Origin of the sequence: Streptomyces sp. NPDC088745 (genome assembly GCF_044751045.1) — a bacterium.
Taxonomy (GTDB): domain Bacteria; phylum Actinomycetota; class Actinomycetes; order Streptomycetales; family Streptomycetaceae; genus Streptomyces; species Streptomyces cremeus.
This window is the reverse complement of record NZ_JBIVLB010000023.1, coordinates 79,264-95,681: the sequence shown is the minus strand read 5'-3', so window position 1 is coordinate 95,681 and position 16,418 is coordinate 79,264. Positions and strand designations below refer to the sequence as shown.

Annotated in this window: 15 protein-coding genes and 2 pseudogenes; 8 read left to right on the top strand and 9 right to left on the bottom strand. The window is 73.0% G+C overall.

Going from position 1 to position 16,418, the window contains the following annotated elements; translation table 11 throughout:
* Positions 1 to 96: 96 nt before the first annotated feature.
* Together ACIP93_RS35955 and trxA are read left to right on the top strand one after the other, a co-directional pair.
* Positions 97 to 441 (top strand): annotated as a pseudogene (locus tag ACIP93_RS35955) (MerR family DNA-binding protein); the annotation flags it as partial.
* A gap of 71 nt (positions 442 to 512) precedes the next feature.
* Positions 513 to 893, top strand: coding sequence for a thioredoxin (gene trxA, locus ACIP93_RS35950; protein WP_401766316.1), 381 nt, complete (start codon positions 513 to 515; stop codon positions 891 to 893).
* On the opposite strand, the gene ACIP93_RS35945 is transcribed toward trxA, so the two are convergent.
* The 5 genes and pseudogenes from ACIP93_RS35945 to ACIP93_RS35925 form a co-directional block, all read right to left on the bottom strand.
* Positions 859 to 1,404 carry a hypothetical protein gene (locus ACIP93_RS35945; RefSeq protein ID WP_401766314.1) on the bottom strand — a complete coding sequence of 182 codons (546 nt, stop codon included), beginning with the start codon at positions 1,402 to 1,404 and terminating at the stop codon, positions 859 to 861. The two genes, trxA and ACIP93_RS35945, sit on opposite strands and share 35 nt — an antisense overlap.
* 42 nt (positions 1,405 to 1,446) lie before the next feature.
* Positions 1,447 to 2,286 carry an inositol monophosphatase family protein gene (locus tag ACIP93_RS35940; protein WP_401766335.1) on the bottom strand — a complete coding sequence of 280 codons (840 nt, stop codon included), beginning with the start codon at positions 2,284 to 2,286 and terminating at the stop codon, positions 1,447 to 1,449.
* Positions 2,244 to 3,095 (bottom strand): RimK family alpha-L-glutamate ligase, encoded by an 852-nt coding sequence (locus ACIP93_RS35935; protein ID WP_401766312.1) that lies wholly within the window; start codon positions 3,093 to 3,095, stop codon positions 2,244 to 2,246. The genes ACIP93_RS35940 and ACIP93_RS35935 overlap by 43 nt, the downstream gene beginning before the upstream one ends.
* A gap of 329 nt (positions 3,096 to 3,424) precedes the next feature.
* A pseudogene (locus ACIP93_RS35930) lies at positions 3,425 to 4,264 on the bottom strand (RimK family alpha-L-glutamate ligase); the annotation flags it as partial.
* Between the two features lie 285 nt (positions 4,265 to 4,549).
* A complete protein-coding gene (locus ACIP93_RS35925) occupies positions 4,550 to 5,287 on the bottom strand; it encodes a DUF4232 domain-containing protein (RefSeq protein ID WP_401766309.1) in 738 nt (245 codons plus the stop codon).
* A 388-nt stretch (positions 5,288 to 5,675) separates the two neighbouring features.
* On the opposite strand from ACIP93_RS35925, the gene ACIP93_RS35920 reads away from it, so the two are divergent.
* Together ACIP93_RS35920 and ACIP93_RS35915 are read left to right on the top strand one after the other, a co-directional pair.
* A complete protein-coding gene (locus ACIP93_RS35920) occupies positions 5,676 to 6,527 on the top strand; it encodes an ABC transporter ATP-binding protein (protein WP_401766307.1) in 852 nt (283 codons plus the stop codon).
* Complete coding sequence (locus tag ACIP93_RS35915; protein WP_401766304.1) at positions 6,524 to 9,067, top strand: FtsX-like permease family protein; 2,544 nt, start codon at positions 6,524 to 6,526, stop codon at positions 9,065 to 9,067. Before ACIP93_RS35920 ends, ACIP93_RS35915 begins: the two co-directional genes overlap by 4 nt.
* A gap of 41 nt (positions 9,068 to 9,108) precedes the next feature.
* On the opposite strand, the gene ACIP93_RS35910 is transcribed toward ACIP93_RS35915, so the two are convergent.
* The gene (locus ACIP93_RS35910) at positions 9,109 to 9,444 is read right to left on the bottom strand and encodes a deoxyxylulose-5-phosphate synthase (RefSeq protein WP_401766302.1); all 336 of its coding nucleotides are present in this window, start codon (positions 9,442 to 9,444) and stop codon (positions 9,109 to 9,111) included.
* 76 nt (positions 9,445 to 9,520) lie between these two features.
* Between ACIP93_RS35910 and ACIP93_RS35905 the strand changes: the two genes are divergently transcribed.
* Complete coding sequence (locus ACIP93_RS35905; protein WP_345227598.1) at positions 9,521 to 10,048, top strand: GNAT family N-acetyltransferase; 528 nt, start codon at positions 9,521 to 9,523, stop codon at positions 10,046 to 10,048.
* A 74-nt stretch (positions 10,049 to 10,122) separates the two neighbouring features.
* Here ACIP93_RS35905 and ACIP93_RS35900 read toward each other — a convergent pair whose 3' ends face one another.
* Positions 10,123 to 10,869, bottom strand: a complete 747-nt coding sequence (locus tag ACIP93_RS35900) for a GNAT family N-acetyltransferase (RefSeq protein ID WP_401766299.1) — start codon at positions 10,867 to 10,869, stop codon at positions 10,123 to 10,125.
* A 134-nt stretch (positions 10,870 to 11,003) separates the two neighbouring features.
* The gene (locus ACIP93_RS35895; protein ID WP_401766296.1) at positions 11,004 to 11,486 is read right to left on the bottom strand and encodes a MarR family winged helix-turn-helix transcriptional regulator; all 483 of its coding nucleotides are present in this window, start codon (positions 11,484 to 11,486) and stop codon (positions 11,004 to 11,006) included.
* A gap of 102 nt (positions 11,487 to 11,588) precedes the next feature.
* On the opposite strand from ACIP93_RS35895, the gene ACIP93_RS35890 reads away from it, so the two are divergent.
* Positions 11,589 to 12,437 carry an NAD(P)H-binding protein gene (locus ACIP93_RS35890; protein WP_401766293.1) on the top strand — a complete coding sequence of 283 codons (849 nt, stop codon included), beginning with the start codon at positions 11,589 to 11,591 and terminating at the stop codon, positions 12,435 to 12,437.
* Positions 12,438 to 12,453: 16 nt separating this feature from the next.
* On the opposite strand, the gene ACIP93_RS35885 is transcribed toward ACIP93_RS35890, so the two are convergent.
* The gene (locus ACIP93_RS35885) at positions 12,454 to 13,380 is read right to left on the bottom strand and encodes a LysR family transcriptional regulator (RefSeq protein WP_401766290.1); all 927 of its coding nucleotides are present in this window, start codon (positions 13,378 to 13,380) and stop codon (positions 12,454 to 12,456) included.
* Between the two features lie 293 nt (positions 13,381 to 13,673).
* On the opposite strand from ACIP93_RS35885, the gene ACIP93_RS35880 reads away from it, so the two are divergent.
* Positions 13,674 to 15,014 (top strand): hypothetical protein, encoded by a 1,341-nt coding sequence (locus ACIP93_RS35880; protein WP_401766332.1) that lies wholly within the window; start codon positions 13,674 to 13,676, stop codon positions 15,012 to 15,014.
* Between the two features lie 166 nt (positions 15,015 to 15,180).
* On the top strand, positions 15,181 to 16,410 hold the full coding sequence (locus ACIP93_RS35875; protein ID WP_401766287.1) for an AAA family ATPase: 1,230 nt from the start codon (positions 15,181 to 15,183) through the stop codon (positions 16,408 to 16,410).
* Positions 16,411 to 16,418 lie beyond the last annotated feature (8 nt).

The following is a 16,418-nucleotide window of genomic DNA, read 5'->3' as shown; positions in this document are numbered from 1 at the left end:
CGGGGCCATAGTTGGGGGGTCGCCCGGGGGGGGGGGGGCGCGGGGGGGGGGGGGGGGGGGCCCCCCCCCCCCCGGGGGGCCCCGGGGGGGGGGGGGGGCCGCCCCCCCCCCCGCCGCTCGGTCAACGGGTACCGCGTGTACGGGGACGACGACCTGCGGCTGGTGGAGCAGATCCGTACCTTGCAGGACGTCGGATTCGGGTTGGAGGAGACCCGTCCGTTCGTGGAGTGCCTGCAGGCAGGGCACCCGGCGGGAGACTCCTGCCCGGCCTCGCTCGACGTCTACCGGCGCAAGCTGGCGGAACTCGATGTGCTGATCGGGGAGTTGCAGGCGGTGCGGGAACAGGTCGGCGCCCAGCTCGTCCGGGCGGAGGCGGAACTTCCGCGAGGTCCCGAGCCGCTCTGCGAGCTGGGCCGGGCGGGGCAGGACGAACCGGGCTGACGCGAAGAACGCCGAAGAAGAGCGCCGAGAAGAAGAGCACCGAGAAGAAGTGCGTCGAGAAGGGGATCGGGATGATCAAGGCAGCAGGGGTGGACGAGGTCACGGACGCGACCTTCGGGCACGAGGTGCTGGAGGCGGAGCTTCCGGTACTGGTGGAATTCACCGCCGACTGGTGCGGGCCGTGCCGCCAGTTGGCTCCGGTGCTGCGTGCGATCGCGGACGAGGAATGCGGCCGGCTGAAGGTCGTGCAGATCGATGTCGACGCCAACCCGCAGACGGCTGTGGCCTACGGGGTGCTGTCGATGCCGACGCTGATGCTCTTCCGCGGCGGTGAACCGGTGAAGTCGATGGTGGGCGCGCGCCCGAAGCGACGGTTGCTGGAGGAGTTGGCGGACGTGTGCCGAGAGGGGGCGGCGGTCACTCGTACAGGTGGGCCGACGGGTCGTCCATGAGGCGGACCGGGTGCGCGAGCGCGTGCTCGTAGGAGGGCCGGTCGAAGACGAACGGGCCGATGGCGAGGTCGCCCCATTCCGGTCGGCGCCCCTCGCGGAGGCCGGACCAGGTGACGGTCTGCGGGGCGAGGGTGACGGTGCCCAGCAGGTGCCAGCACTCCCAGACGCTGCACGAGCAGCCGAGCAGCGGGGTGGTTCCGGGCGGCAGGCCGGTGGAGTCACCGATCAGTTCCGCCACGGCCGCACGGGAGAAGTCCCCGGCCGGCTCGCCGAGGAAGTGCCGTACGGGGTCCTCGAGTCGGCTGAGTGGCAGTCCCCGGTGCTGCGCGAGCAGGGACCGTTCCCGTTCGGCCGGGTCCAGGCCGTCGGCCTCGTGCTCGCGGTGCCAGTGTTCGCGGGTGGCCTCGATGACGTACGTACGCAGGTCGACGCCGTCGATGCGGAAGCCGCACAGGACGTACTCGGGGGCTTCTCTGCTCGCGGAGTGGCTGAGGAACTCGAAGCGGTGCATGAGGAACATCCTGCGCGACGCCGGACCGTCGGCCGTCCGGAGTCACTCCGTTCGGGGCAGGCCGGGGCCGCTGCTGGGCACGTGGCGTTGCTCTTCGATCAGCCGCATCAGTACCGCATGCGTCCGGGCGTCCGCCGCCGCCACCAGGCCCCCCGCGCTCGCCGCCGGCGGCAGGCCGTCGAGGCCCGTCACCGTGCACCCCGCCGCCTCGCACAGGGCGATCCCCGCCGCGAAGTGCACGCTTTCGCGCAGATCGCCGCCGTCGGTGACGTACGCGGCGCGCCGGCCGGCCGCCACCCAGGCCAGTGCCAGGGAGGTGGAGACCACCCGTGGACGGAAGCGCGCGGCGAATCCGGGGGCGGTGAGCAGACGGGCGGGCGGGAAGGCGGGGAACGGCGGGTCCAGGTTCAGGTCGACCAGGCGGGAGTCGGGGGACGGTCGGAGGACGGTGTCCGAACCGTTTCTGCGGAGCAGGGCCCGGGTGCCGTCCGTCCAGAACACCTCGTCGTGGAACGGGTCGGCCGTCGCTGCCGCCGTGATGCCCGACCCGGTCTCGCGCAGGGCGACGTTCACGCCGACCAGCATGTTCCGCACGGCGTAGTTCAGGGTGCCGCACAGCGGATCGACCAACCAGCGGCGTCGTGTGCCGGCCGCCCCCGTGGCCCCGCTCTCCTCACCCGTCACGGCGTCCTCGGGACGAGCGGCGCGCAACAGGTCCAGCATGGTGCGCTCCGCCGCGAGGTCCGCCTCGGTGGCGAAGTCCCCGGCGGACTTCTCGACCCGGGCCAGCGGGGCGCCGTACAGCTCCCGGACCACCGCGGCCCCCGACTGGGCGGCCGTCAGGGCGAGTCGGGCGTCGTCGGCTGGGCTCGTGGTCGGTATGCGGGAAGGGTAGCCGGGGCCTTCCCGCAGGCGTCGAGCACCAGCGCCGCCAGTGCCTCGGGGGCTCCCGCCTGCCCCCGGACGCCGGGGAAGGCGTTGATGTCCACGATCAGCGGGGTGCCCTCCCGCGCGCCGACGACATCGACCCCGTACACCTGGAGCGCGAACACCTCGCCCACCCGGCGCACCAGGTCCGTGCGGTCGAGGGGCGGAGGCGGCGAGCCGAGGTCCTCGCGGGCCAGTTCGGAGCGGCGGCGTGCGGCGAAGACCTGTCGGCCGACCGCCCACAGCTTCTCGTCCCAGCCGTCGTTGGGGACGAACTCCTGCACCACGACGGGCTCGTGCGGGTGCTGTTCGGCGAGTCGTCGCAGTTCAGCCGGGTTGTCGACGCGTACGACGAGGTCGTCCTTGCGGCTGTGACGGCTCTTGACCACCACGGGCCCGGCGGGCGCGGGGCCCGCCGCGAGTTCGGTGAGCGTGGCGAAGGCGGTGGTGCGGGCGAAGGGGAGTCCGGCACTCCGGGCCACGTCCGCCATGACCGCACGGTCCTGGAGGAGCGTGGTGGAGGCGGCGGAATTCAGCACGCGCGCACCGCGCCGCTCCAGCACACGGGCGAGGGCGAGTGCGCGCGGCGTCCGGGCCTTGAGGAGGTAGACGTCCGCCACCGGCCCGGTGTCCGGTTGTTCCGATTCCGTGTGTGCCGACGACGGATCGTGTACGAGCACCTGGTGACCGGCGTCGGTGAGCAGCACGGCGGTCGCGGCCAGGAGCGGATGGTCCGGCCGGGGGGTGATCAGACCGACCCTCATGCGCCCTCACCCGCGACGGCCGGCACGGGTACGGGTACGGGCACGGGTACGGGCACGGGCACGCCGAGGGATGCGGATCGCGCCAGGGACTCGCCAGGGTCCGGGAGGGACTGGCCGGCGCCGGGGAGGGACCGGGGGATGTCGGGGAGGGGCTGGGCGGCGCCCGGGGACTGCGTGCTGCCGGAAAGGGACCGGGAGGCGCCGGGGAGGGACCGAGTCTGTCCGGGGCGGGCCGAATGAAGCCGTTCGGGGCCGGAAACGACCTTTTCCGCGCCTGAAATATGTCGATTCGCGCCCGAAAGGGACTGAAGGGACTGAAGTCTCGGAACCCCGGTGTCGCCGGGCACCGGCGACACCGGTCCCCGCCGGGCGAGTTCCAGCACCGCCCGCGCCACCTGCCCCGCCGCGTCCGGAACCCGGCGGAAGCTGGGGAAGTCGTTCACGTCCACGACCACCGGCCCGTCCGGGCCCAGCAGCACGTCCACTCCGTACAGATCGAGTCCGTACACCTCTCCGACCCGTACGACGGTCCGCGCGACCTCGGCCGGGAGCGCCACGCGGCGTTCGCGCGCCGGGTGGTCGGGATGGAGCGGTGAGCGGCGTTCGGTCGCGTACAGCTCGCCGCCGACGCTGTAGACCTTGAGGTCGACGCCCGCGTTGGGCACGTACGGCTGGGCGATCAGCATGCCCTCGCCGGCGAGTTCGGGGAGCAGGGCGGCGAGCCGACCGGGCGTGGGAACGAGGTGGACCGAGCGGCCCGCGCTGCCGTCGGCAGGCTTGACGACCAGCGGGTACGCGGATTCGGGGATCGCGGCGAGGAGTTCCGGGGAGGCCGCCGCGTAGGTCGGCGGGAGGGGCAAGCCGTGGCTGCGGCCGATCGCCGCGGCCAGGGCCTTGTCGCGCACGCGGCGTATCGCGCGGGCGTCGTTGACGGTGGTGAGCCCGGCCTCGGCGGCGGCCTCCAGGAGGGTGAGCCCGGGTCCGCCGGAGACGGTCTTCAGGACCCAGGCGTCGTGGACCCCCGCGCGTACCGCCTCGCCCATCTCCAGCAGGGAGCCGCCCGGCCGCACCACGTCCACCCGGTGGCCCCAGGAGGTCAGCCGGCCGATCACCTCACGGGGCATGCCGTCGTGCCGGTAGTGCTCTTCCACCAGGAAGCAGAGCCTCATCGATGTTCCCCGTAACCCCAAAGCCCCCAGGAGCCTCAGAGCTCCCGGACGCCCGCCGATCCCCTTCGGCGGGTCGTGACGTCCCAGGATGTCATGACCCGTCAGCAAGTGATCTTCCGGTGGCTTTTTCCGGGGCACGGGCGTCATCGAGGAGGCCGGGAGCGGCGACCGCGTGGGCGGGAGAAAGGGAGCCGCCCCGTCGGGATGGGGGATTCCGACGGGGCGGCTGTTCGGGGGAGGGCGCTCGCGCGACGAAGAGGCCGTCGGCGTCGCGCCCGGGGGTGGCTAGAAGTCGTCGGCGCCGTTGCGGAACTCGTGCGTCCAGTAGCCGGTCTTGGCGTTCTTCTCGTCGACGTGGAAGGCGCGCGGCACGGTGACGATCTCGGCGCCCTCCTGGGCTCCGCCGCCCGCGGCGAAGACCTGCACGTTGAACTCCTTGCGCTCGACGCCCGCCTCGTCCACCCCGCCGTAGTTGATCTTGATCTTGGCGTAGGCGGGCGCGCCCGGCTCCAGCACGACCGGAGCCGCCGGCTTGCTCTTGGCGACGGCCGGGATGACCTTGGCGGTGTGGAAGTCGCCGAAGGTGACCTGCGGGTAGGCGACCAACTGGCACGTGCGGCCGGAGGTGTTCTTCGCGGTCAGTTCGAGGTAGCTGAAGGGCGGCTCGGCGTTCGTCGTGGCGGACATCTTCACGTCGTCGACGGTGCAGGCGGGAACCTTGCCCTTGCCGGGCTTCTTCGAGCCGGTCTGGGTGGCGGAGGAGCCGGGCGCGCCGGAGCCGGTCGTGCTGCCCGGGGCCGCGTCGTCCTTGCCCTGGCCCTGACCCTGGCCGTCGGTCTGGCCCTTGCCGGCCGAGGACGCGCCGGGGGAGGACGCGCCGGGGGAGGACTGCTCCGAGGCGGAGGACGGCGAGGCGGCGCTGCCGGCGGCCTTGTCGTCACCGCCGCAGGCGGTGAGCGAGAGGCTCAGAGCGGCGATCGCGGCGGCGGCGAGAACTGCGGGGCGACGGGTGGACGTACGCATGTGGGGCTCCCCCTGAGATGCGGCGGACTGGTCGGTCCGCGGTGTGGCGAATTGGTTGGTGCACGGTGCAAGCACCTGCTCCGCCTTCAGCCTCAGCCCCCGCCCTGTCGTTCCGCTTACGTTCCGCTAACGCTTTGCTGTTACCCGTCTGACCTGCGGTTTTGCTGTCTGTCCGCGTCCTCGCAAGGCTTTGCCTTTCTTTCCTCAAAAGTGGGAACCGAGGGCTTGAACCCCGCACCCACGGGGGGCTAGCACCACCCCACAGAGCCTGGTTGGCCCCATTTCTTCCGGGCCCCCGAATTTCTACGGTGGAGGCATCACGCACCAACAGCACCACACCACCCACGGCTTCGGCGCTTCGCGAGCGAACCGTGCAGAAAGGGACGTCATGGCCTTGCGTCGACACCGCACGCACACCGAGACGCGTACGAAGCGCCCCAGGAGCGAGGCACCGGCGTACCCGGCCTCTTCCCACCAGCCCGTGCCCGCCGCCGTCGAGCTGCGTTCCGTCGTCCGTACGTACGGGCGCGGCTCCGCCACCGTGCACGCCCTGCGCGGCATCGACCTGGCCCTGCCGCGCGGCGGTTTCACCGCGGTGATGGGCCCCTCCGGTTCCGGGAAGTCGACCTTCCTCCAGTGCGCGGCGGGCCTCGACCGGCCCAGCTCCGGGGACGTGCTGCTGGGCGGTGAGTCCATCTCCGGCCTGCGCGAGGACCGGCTCACCGAACTCCGCCGCTCCCGCATCGGCTTCGTCTTCCAGTCCTTCAACCTGCTGCCCTCGCTGACCGTCGCCCAGAACGTCCTGCTGCCGCAGCGCCTCGCGGGCGTCAAGCAGGACCACCGGCTCGCGCAGCAGCTCCTCACCGAGGTCGGCCTGCCCGCGCACGGCGACCGCCGTCCCGGCCAGCTCTCCGGCGGCCAGCAGCAGCGCGTCGCCATCGCCCGCGCACTGATCACCCGCCCCGAGGTGGTCTTCGCCGACGAACCGACCGGCGCGCTCGACACCCAGGCCGCGCAGGAGGTGCTGGGACTGCTGCGCCGGGCCGTCGACTCCATGGGCGCGACCGTCGTCATGGTCACCCACGACCCGGTCGCCGCCTCGCACGCCGACCGCGTGCTCTTCCTCGCCGACGGCGCGTTCGCGGGCGAACTCCACCGCCCCGACCCGCAGTCGGTGGCCGCGCGCATGGCCGACCTCGCCGCCTTCCGTCCCGTCTCCTTCGCGGGGGCAGCGGCGTGAGCAACGGCCTCGCCCGGGCGGCGGTCCGCTTCCGCCCGGCCTCCTTCGTGGGCAGTTTCGTCGCCCTCCTCCTCGGCGCCGCCGTCATCGCGGGCTGCGGCGCCCTCCTCCAGACCGGCCTCCTCGCGAAGGTCGATCCGGTGCGGTACGCGCACGCTCCCGTCGTCGTCGCGGCCGACCCGTACACCACCCTGACCGTGGGCCGGGGCGGCGAGGACGAGCAGGACATCTCGGTCCCGCTGCCCGAACGGGGCCGGGTGGACGCCGGGCTGGCGGCACGGATCGCCGCCCGCCCCGGCGTCGCCTCGGCGGTGCCGGACGCGCCCTTCCCCGTGCAGCAGCACTCTTCCGCGCGGAAGCCCTCGTCCGCGCAGGAGCAGGGCGTCCGGGCGCTGACCGGTGGGAGCATCGCCGCCGCGGGCCCCCTCGCTTCGGGGCGCGCGCCCGCCGCTCGTGAGGTCGTCCTGGACCGGCAGGCGGCGGCGACCGCCGGGCTGAAGACCGGCGACCGCGTCCGCATCACCGCGCCCGGCGGCGCGGGGACCTACACCGTCTCCGGACTCGCCGCCCCCTCCCCGCTCGGTACGCAGGCCTGGTTCGCCGCGCGGACCGCCGACCGGCTCTCCGGCCACCCCGGAAAGGCCGACGCGATCCTCGTCACCCCGAAGGAGGGGACGACCCCCGACGCGCTCGCCGCGCAGGTCGGAAAGGTGGTCGGGGACTCGGCGCAGGTGCTGACCGGCAAGGACCGGGGTGGTGCCGAACTCCCGGCCCTGGCGGCCGGCAAGACGTATCTGCTGGGCCTCGGCGCCTCCTTCGGCGGGATCGCCGCCATGACCGCCGTCTTCGTCATCATGGGCACCCTCGCCCTCGCCACGAATCAGCGCGCCCGCGAGTTCGCCCTGCTCAGGGCGATCGGAGCGACCCCGAAGCAGATCCGGCGGACCATCGCGACCGAAGCGATGATGCTGGCCCCGGCGGCCGGACTCCTGGGGGCGGTCCCCGGTTACGGCCTGGCGCACTGGTGGTTCGGCGAACTGGTGGAGCGAGGCGCGGTTCCTCCGCAGATCTCCCTGGAGACGGGAGTGCTGCCGGTCGTCGCGGCGGTGCTGATCAGCGTGCTCGCGGCGCTCGGTGCCGGGCGGCTCGCCGCCAGCAAGCCGTCGAACCTGCGGCCGGGACTCGCGCTCGGTCAGGCGGCCGTGCCCTCCGCGACGCTGGGCAGGACACGGGTCGGCTTCGGCATCGGCTTCTGTGCGGCGGGGGCGGCGATGGCTGCCGTCGCCTCCCAGCTCGGCGGGGACGCGGCGGCGACGACCGCGCTCGGCGTCGTCATGTGCTTCCTGGTCGGAGTGGCGCTGCTCGGCCCGATGATCGCACAAATCGGCACCGGATTCCTCGCTTTTCCCCTCAAATCAGGTGCGTTGGGGGCGGCCGGATCGTTGTCCGCGGACAACACCCGGGCCAATGCGCGGCGTCTGGCGTCCGCGATCACGCCCATCGTGATGGTGATCGCCTTCTGCGGAACCCTCGTCTTCATGCAGAGCAGCATCCGCGAGGCCTCCGCGCGCAACGTCTCCTCGGCCGTCGTCGCCGACCGCGTCCTGACGTCGCCCTCCGGGCTTCCGGCCGCGACCGCCGGTCACGCCGCCGCGCTGCCGGGCGTCGAGAGCGCCACCGGAATCCTCCGTACCGGAGTGGTCTACGAGTCCTTGCAGAACCTGGTGACGGCCACCGCCCTCGGCGTCTCCGGCAACCCCGGCGACCTGCCCAAGGTTCTCGACCTGGGGCTGGAGAACGGTTCCTTCGCCGCCCTGGCCAAGGGCACCGTCGCGCTGGACGGCAAGCTCGCCGAGAACCTCGGCGTGCGCACCGGTGACCGCGTTCCGCTGCGGCTCGGCGACGGGACGAAGGTGACGCCGAAGGTGGTGGCGACGTACAGCAGGGGCCTGGGAGTCGGGCAGGTGCTGATGCCGCGTGCCGATGTGGCGACGCATGTGACCGCCCCGTACGACTCGCAGGTCCTCGTCGCGGCGAAGCCCGGGGCCGAGCAGGTCGCCCTCACGAAGGACTTGCAGCGGCTCGTCCCCGCCGCGTCGGTCGCCGACGCCGCAGGGTACGGCGTCCAGGCGGACATCGCCCAGGAACTCGGCGCGTGGGCGAACACCGTGATGGCTGCCGTCCTGGGCGGATTCGCCGCCATCGCCGCCGTCAACACCCTCGTGATGACGGTCCTGGAGCGCCGTCGCGAGGTCGGTCTGCTGCGGCTCTCCGGCACGACGCGCCGCCAGGTCAGGGGCATGATGCGCTGGGAAGCGCTGCTGGTCGCCGGGACCGGGCTGATCCTCGGATCCGCCATCGCCTGGATCACGCTGCTGCCGATCGCCCGGGGCATCACGGGGTCGGGCCCGCACATCCCGTTGGCGGTGGCCGTGCCGCTGGCGGCGGGGGCGGTCCTGCTCACGGTGGCCGCGACGGCGTTCCCGACCCGGGCGCTGCTCAGGGTGCGGCCGCTGGAGGCGGGGGCGGGCAAGCAGTAACCGCCCGCGCACCAGGGGAGGGGCCGGTCCGGCTCCTCCCCTTACGGCATGTTCTGCCAGGTGAGTGCGCGGGCGTCCGGCGTGCCCGTGCGGCGGCCCACGGTGAGGCGCTCGCGCACTTCGCGTACGGTGCGGGGCCGGAAGCCGGGGCCGCCGCAGCAGCTCTTGTGGAATCCGACCCCGGCGTTGAGCAGCACGCCGAGCGTCCGCCAGGCGTTGACGTCCCGTCGCCTGGGTGCGGCGAAGGCCGACCCGGCGTGGATCAACGGCTCGGTGCAGCACGGACAGATCCGCTGCCGCTCGTACCTCCCCTCGTACGGCTGCTTGTACGAGACCCGGCAGGCGAGGCAGACGTACGAGGTCTTCCCATGGCTCATGGGCGGCATCGTAGGGACTCCCGGCGGGGACCGGCCAACGGTTTACCGGCGCGCCACCGGTCCCTAGGCTTCCGCCATGACACACACGAGCCCCGCTGTTCGCATACGCCCCGGCGGCATCGATGACGCGCCCGCCGTCCTCGACCTGCTCGACGGTGCCGTGGCCTGGATGAACGCACGCGGCAACACCCAGCAGTGGGGCACCACCCCGTACTCGCAGAAACCCGGCGGCGTGCAGCGGATCGAGGGGTACATGACCGAGCAGGAGGCGTACGTCGCCGAGACGGACGGCGAGTTGGCCGGCGCGGTGGTGCTCGCCACCGGCCCCGGCCACGAGACGATCCCCCGGGTCACCGAACCCGAGCGGTACGTCCGGCTGCTGATCACCGACCGGCAGCGGACCGGCCAGGGCGTGGGCTCGGTGCTGCTGGCCCACGCGGTGGAGCTGACCCGGAAGGCCGAAGTGGACCTGCTCCGGGTGGACTGCTGGGCGGGCGGCGGAGGCGAGCTGGTCGCGTACTACGAGCGGAACGGATTCGTCCGCACCGACCCGTTCATGGTGGGGGAGTGGCCGGGCCAGGTGCTGGAGATGCGGATGGGGTGAGCGGGGCGACGCCGGACCCGGAACCGGGGTCGTGTGCGGAGACTCCCACGGTCGTACGGCACGGGGGTCGCGGGCTACTGCTCCGCCGGATCCCTCCACAGCCGCATGCTGACCTGCGCCCCCGACTCCCGGAAACCCAGGGCCCGCGCCACTCGCTGCGAAGGCAGCGACCCGGCCCTCCACTGCGCCAGCAGTCCCTCGCCCAGGGCGTGGGCCACGGCTGCCGAAGCCACCGCACGGGCCAGGCCCCGCCCCCGGAAGCCGGACGCGACCAGCACGCTCAGGTGCGCGGTGCGTGCCGGCCAGACCTGATAACCCGCCGCCGCCACGACCTCGCCGTTCGTGCTGAGGCAGAAGGCCGGTGAGTCGATGTCCGCCAGCGCGCTCTCGTCGGCGTCCGCCGGATCGACCCGGGCGAGGAGCCCGTCCAGGGCGGAGGCAGGGCGCTTCTCTGCTTCCGCGTGCTCATGGGTGGGGAGGAAGGTGCTCCGGTCCGCGTAGAACAGCGAGACGGGGCCGAGGACTTCGCGGACGGGCAGGGGGATACGCGCCGGGTCGAGGAGCGCCTCGGCCGGCAGGCCCCGGGTCGCCCCGGCCACGCGGACGGCAGTCCTCCGGTCCGGTGTGGTCACCAGGGCCGCGTCGCCCAGTCGTACAAAACCGCACCAGGACGGCGGACACCACCGGGACGCGGGCGCGACCACGACCCGGTCGTCGCCGGTGGAACCGAACCGCACGGGCACGCCCGCGAGTTCGGTCCACAAGGCACGGGCGCGGTCGAGAAGGGGGGCCGGCGGGTGCTCGGCGTCGCGTTGCTGCATACGCCCATGTTCGCCGGGCGGTGCAGGACGGTCCGGCTGGGACGATGGGATCCCTGGGTGAGGCGGTACACGCTGGTGTGGCGCAAGCCGTAGGGGCGGGGCGTCGTCAGTGGGGCATGAGGAGTGGGCCCTCGTCAGCGGGTGGGGCGCAGGGCGTCCTGGGAGGTCACGTACTTCAGCAGGAGGCGGGCGAATTCGAGGCGTTCGGATGTCGGCCAGTCCGCGGTGATGGCCTCGAAGGCGGAGCGCTGGTGGCGGCGGAAGCGTGTCATCAGGTCGCGGCCCGCCTCGTTGAGGTGCAGGACCGTGCGGCGGCCGTCCTGCTGGGAGGCGGCGCGGACCAGGTAGCCCGCCGCGATGCAGTCCGAGACCATCCGGCTGGCGACGGACGGGTCCGTGCCGAGATGGGCGGCGATGCCGCCGACGGTGATCTCGCGCGGCTCCTCGGGCTCTTCCTGCTCCGCCTCCAGCACGATGTTGAGCACCAGCGTGCGGCTCAGGTCCTTGGCGGAGATGGGGTTCTCCACGTCCAGGAGGGAGGACCGGCGCAACTTGCCGAGGGCTGGACCTGCGGCGTTGAGCAGGTCGTCGGCCGATTCCGGTGCGCGCTTCGTCATGGCCGACATCGTACAGAGGATGAGTTCGCACAGACATGTGTTGACGTAAAAACGTGTGCATGTGAGCATGCATATGTTGGAAAACAAGCAATGGAGTTCTTCGTGACCATCCTCATCACCGGCGCTCGCGGCCAGATCGGCCGCGCCGTCGTCGACCGGCTGCACGCCGCCGGTCTTCCCGTCCGTGCCGCCAGTGCCCGCCCCGCCGAACTGTCCGTTCCCGACGGGGTCGACACCGTGGAAGTGGTGCTCGACCGGCCGGAGACCTTCGGCGCCGCGCTCGACGGCGTCCGGCAGGTCTTCCTCTATCCGAACCCCGCAGGCATCGACGAGCTGATCAAGGCGGCCGTCGCCGCCGGGGTCGAGCACGTCGTACTGCTGTCGTCCTCCTCGGTGCTCGCGCCGGGCGCCGAGAACGAACCGCTCGCCCTCCACCACCTCCAGGTCGAGCGCGCTCTCGCGGACTCGGAACTCGCCTGCACCTTCCTGCGGCCGGGCGCCTTCGACAGCAATGCACGCGGCTGGGCGCGCACCATCGGCCAGTCGCTGCCGGTCCAGCTCGCCTTCCCGGACGCCGAGTTCGCGTTCATCCACCCGGACGACGTCGCCGATGTCGCGGTGGCGGCGCTCACCGGTGACTCCCTCACCGGCCGTTCGATCACCCTCACCGGGCCCGAGTCGCTCAGCTTCCGGCAGCAGCTCGCCGCCCTCGGGGACGCGCTCGGCCGCGAGATCGCCGTCGAGCGGATCTCCCGTGCCGAACAGGAGCGGCAGATGGCCGCCTTCATGCCCGGGCCGATGGTCTCCTCACTGCTCAAGGGGTGGGAGGCCGCCGACGGCACACCGGAAGCCGTGGCCGAGACGACGGCTTCGCTGCTGGGGCGGCCGGCTCGTACGTTCGCGCAGTGGGCGCGGGAGAACGCCCACACCTTCGCGTCGGCTGCCTCCTAGTCCGTGCCGCGCCGTGTCAGCGGGCCCAGCTCGGCGTCCACGCGTCCGCCGGTGGCGCGGGCCGGGTCCGGACGAGGTGCTGGAGCAGCGCCGTGAGCCCCGGGTGCCGGTCGCCCGTCCGGTACAGGAACGAGTGCGGGTAGAGCGGAGTCGGCCCGTGCAGCGGGATCCTGCGCAGGTCGTGCGTGTCCGGCCAGACGTGTCGGTCCCGCGAGCCGACCAGCGTGGCCAGCGCGTCGGACTCGGCGATCGCGTCCATCAGCGCCTCCGTTCCGAAGTCCGGTCCGACCGCGTCGATCCGCAGCCCGAAGGCCTTGCCGAGCCCGTCGTAGTACGCGGCCCACTCGGCGCCCCGCTTGTCTCCGCGCACCCAGATGCGGTGGCCCGCCACGTCGGCAGGGGTCAACGACCGTACGGACGCGAGCTGATGACGCGGCCCGACCAGCAGGTCCAGCGGATCGTGCAGGACGCGTTCGGCCCGGATGCCCCTGGGCAGGTCGTACCCGGGCACGGCACGGAAGGTCACGTCGATGTCGCCCGCGAGCAGCGCCTCCATCGCGTACGTCGCGTCCGCGTCCCCGAGCGCGACCACGTCCACGTCCGTGCCGGGGTGCGAGGCGCGGAAGCCGTGCAGGGCGAGGGCGGGGGCGATGCGCCGGTGCAGCACGTCGACGCGCAGGACCCGTGAGCCGGGACGTACCGAAGCCGCCGCCCGCTCCACGGTGTGCAGCAGCTCCCGGGCGTGCGGGAGGAACGCCTGCCCGTCGAGGGTGGGCCGCGCCCCGCGCGCCGTCCGCACGAACAAGGTCACGCCCAGAGCGCGCTCCAGGCCGGCCACCCGCTTGGAGACCGCCTGCTGGGTCACGCGCAGCTCGGCCGCCGCCTCCCGGAACTGCCCGAACTCCACGACGGCGACGAAGGTGCGCACGGCTTCGATGTCCACGCCGTGCATTTTAGGAGCACACAACCATTGGTTGTGGGCAGGGAGGGCGGAGAAAAGGGTGGTCGATGTCGGCGGGGTGTGGTTATGCTCCCGGCGATGACTACTTCTTCGGTAAACCGAATGGGGGCCCCGTCCGCGCAAGGTGAGTGCTGATGCTCACTGAGTACGCGGCGGTGGACGCCCGCCCTCCTGTTGGGTCCGGACCCGGGTCCGGGGCTCCTCTCTCTTCCTCATCTCCCGTGCAGTCGCCGCATCCGGCGAATTCGCCGGGCCCGTCGGACGTCCGGCTCTCCATGTGGCTGCGCGTGCGCAGGTACGCCGTGCCGCCGTCCATGATCGAGAACGCTGCCGAACGCCGTCGCGTCGGCGACTGGGCGGGAGCGTGCGCGGCCGCGGGTGTCGACGTCGACATCTCGCTGCGGGACGTGCGACGGGTCTACGGCAAGGACCTCGCGGCACGGGTGCGCGAGGATCTGCGGAGCCTGGTGCCGGACCTGCTGCGCTGGCACCTTCCCCGGATCGCCCCCGACGGGCTGCTGCGCCCCGGACTGACCATTCCGCTTTCCCGGTACAACGGGGCGCTGTGGCTCGTGGTCCGGACACCGCCCGCCTGGGCGGACGCCGGCCAGCGGGTCGGCCTCGCGCTCTGGGACGGCACCCGGACCGCCGCCCGCCCCGACCGGCGTTTCCGCTTCGACCTCCACCGGCATCTGTGGGACGCCCGCAGAGGGGGAGAGCTGGCGGTACGGGCGGGAGCCGGCCCGCACCCCGGACAACTGCCCGACCTCCCGCACCGGGAGTGGTGCGCGGTGGACCGGTGGGGCGAGGAGGCGCGGCTCCTGCTGCGCGAGGAGGGGCGCGTCGAAGGGACTCAAGGGACTGAAGGGACTCAAGGAGCCGAGAGTTCCGAAAGCGGCGAAGGTGTCGTCCAGGTGCGGGTCGGGCGTCGGCGTCGGGTGCTGCTGGACACCGCCGAAGGCGGCGACGGGTTGCGGGCCGAGCCCGGGCCCCTGGACCCCGGGCTTCCAGTGCTGCCCGACGCGGCGACCTGGGTGCTGCCCGATCTGGCGTTGCTGCGTGCCGGGCTGATCGGCGCCGGGGAGCTGCATCCGCTGGTCGGGCCCGTACTCGTACCGGACTGTCAGCAGGACTACCGGTGGGTGCCCGCCGCGGAGGCGTTGGATTCCGGTTCCGGGCGGCCCCGGTACGTCGACTGCCGTGGGGCCCGGCATCGGATCGGGCTGGTCGACGGGGTGCTGGCACCGCTCGACCACGACCCCGCGGAGTTGCGGCGCGAGGAGTTGCTGGTCGAGCTGACCGGCACTCCGCTGCCCTGCCTGCGGGTCGTCGACGAGGCACATCGCAACCCCCACTGCCTCTCCGGAGTGCGGGAACGCCTCGACCACGGGGACGTGGCCGGCGCGCTCGCGGTCGTCGAGGGCCTGCTCGGACCGGCGGCGACGCTGCGCAGCGGTGCGCTCCAGGAAGAGCTGGCCGAGGCGGCGCGGCGACGGGTCGCGTACGGGTTCTTCCGCGCCGGGATCGAGGAGCCCGGACGGGACTGGACGGAACTCTCCTGGCACGGGTGGCAGTGGCATCCGACGCCGTCCGGCCGGACGCGAAGCCGCCGCTGACGTCGTCCCGCTCGCGTCCCGCCGCTTGGCGGGCCCCGCTCCTTCCTTACGACGTTCCGCCTGCCCCGTCCCTGGGCGCGATCCGTTTCCGGTCCGTCCGATCGTCCGTTCTGCTCCGTCGTGTGCACGCCCGGCGGATCCTTCTCGTACCCCAAGGTGATGCCGTATGTCCGTACCTGCCCCTTCTGTCGGTCAGCTCGACGTGGCGAGCGACCTGTTGGCCCTGTTGGGGACCACCTCCACCGAGCCCCGCCCCGACGTCCAACTGGAGGCCTTGACGCTCTCGGTCGCCGCCGACCTGCCCGTACTCCTGTGGGGAGAGCCCGGCATCGGGAAGACCGCCGCGCTCACCCAGCTCGCCGAGTCGCTCGGCCTGCCGCTGACCACGGTCATCGCCAGCGTCCACGAGCCGTCGGACTTCTCCGGGCTGCCGGTCATCGGTGACGACCCCGCCACGCAGGGCGTTCCGATGGCCCCGCCGGACTGGGCGGTGCGGCTCGCGGAGGCGGGGCGGGGGCTGCTGTTCCTGGACGAGTTGTCGACCGCGCCGCCCGCCGTGCAGGCCGCGCTGCTGCGGCTCGTGCTCGAACGGCGGATCGGCGCGCTGCGGTTGCCGCCCGGGGTACGGATCGTGGCCGCCGCCAACCCCCGCGCCTCGGCCGCCGACGGCTGGGAGCTGAGCCCACCGCTCGCGAACCGTTTCGTGCACCTGTACTGGACCCATGACCATGACGTCGTCGTACGGGGACTCGGCGGAACGTGGCCGCGTGCGAGCCTGCCGCAGCTCGACCCGGGGAAACTCGCGGACGCGGTGGCGTACGCGCGGCGCGCGGTGTGCGGACTGCTGGAGGCCAGGCCCGCACTCGTGCACCGGCTGCCCAGCAGCGAGACGCGGCGTGGCGGGGCGTGGCCGTCGCCGCGGAGCTGGGACATGACGCTGCGCCTGATCGCGTTCGCGACGGCCGCGGGGGCTTCGCGGGAGGCACTGTCACTGCTGGTCAGGGGCACGGTCGGGGACGGCCCTGGGCTCGAACTCCTGGCGGGCCTGGACCGGATGGACCTCCCGGACCCGGAGAGCGTCCTCGCCGATCCGGCCGGCGCGGAGCTTCCCGAGCGGGGAGATCTGCGGCAGGCGGTGTTGGACGGGGTGGTGGCGGCGGTCCGCAAGCGCCCGGAGAAGGCGCGGTGGGACGCGGCGTGGGACGTGCTCGTACGGGCGATGGAGACGGGAGCGCCCGATCTGGTGGTCGTACCGGCGACGACGCTGGCCTCGTTGCGGCAGGAGGAATGGGACGTTCCGGCGTCGATCGAGCAGCTCGCGGGGGTCGTGCGGTTGTCCCGCCGGGTGGACCGTGCGGCGGACCGGGTGGCGGCGCTGACGCAGGCGGGCCGATGAGGGGCCGG

Excerpts from the sequence above, each read along its gene's own strand:
- ACIP93_RS35905 (WP_345227598.1), top strand. The coding sequence starts at position 9,521 with ATGACACACACGAGCCCCGCTGTTCGCATACGCCCCGGCGGCATCGAT.
- ACIP93_RS35945 (WP_401766314.1), bottom strand. The coding sequence starts at position 1,404 with ATGCACCGCTTCGAGTTCCTCAGCCACTCCGCGAGCAGAGAAGCCCCC.
- ACIP93_RS35895 (WP_401766296.1), bottom strand. The coding sequence starts at position 11,486 with ATGACGAAGCGCGCACCGGAATCGGCCGACGACCTGCTCAACGCCGCA.
- ACIP93_RS35920 (WP_401766307.1), top strand. The coding sequence starts at position 5,676 with ATGGCCTTGCGTCGACACCGCACGCACACCGAGACGCGTACGAAGCGC.
- ACIP93_RS35875 (WP_401766287.1), top strand. The coding sequence starts at position 15,181 with ATGTCCGTACCTGCCCCTTCTGTCGGTCAGCTCGACGTGGCGAGCGAC.
- ACIP93_RS35910 (WP_401766302.1), bottom strand. The coding sequence starts at position 9,444 with ATGAGCCATGGGAAGACCTCGTACGTCTGCCTCGCCTGCCGGGTCTCG.
- ACIP93_RS35880 (WP_401766332.1), top strand. The coding sequence starts at position 13,674 with ATGTGGCTGCGCGTGCGCAGGTACGCCGTGCCGCCGTCCATGATCGAG.
- ACIP93_RS35935 (WP_401766312.1), bottom strand. The coding sequence starts at position 3,095 with ATGAGGGTCGGTCTGATCACCCCCCGGCCGGACCATCCGCTCCTGGCC.
- trxA (WP_401766316.1), top strand. The coding sequence starts at position 513 with ATGATCAAGGCAGCAGGGGTGGACGAGGTCACGGACGCGACCTTCGGG.
- ACIP93_RS35900 (WP_401766299.1), bottom strand. The coding sequence starts at position 10,869 with ATGCAGCAACGCGACGCCGAGCACCCGCCGGCCCCCCTTCTCGACCGC.
- ACIP93_RS35925 (WP_401766309.1), bottom strand. The coding sequence starts at position 5,287 with ATGCGTACGTCCACCCGTCGCCCCGCAGTTCTCGCCGCCGCCGCGATC.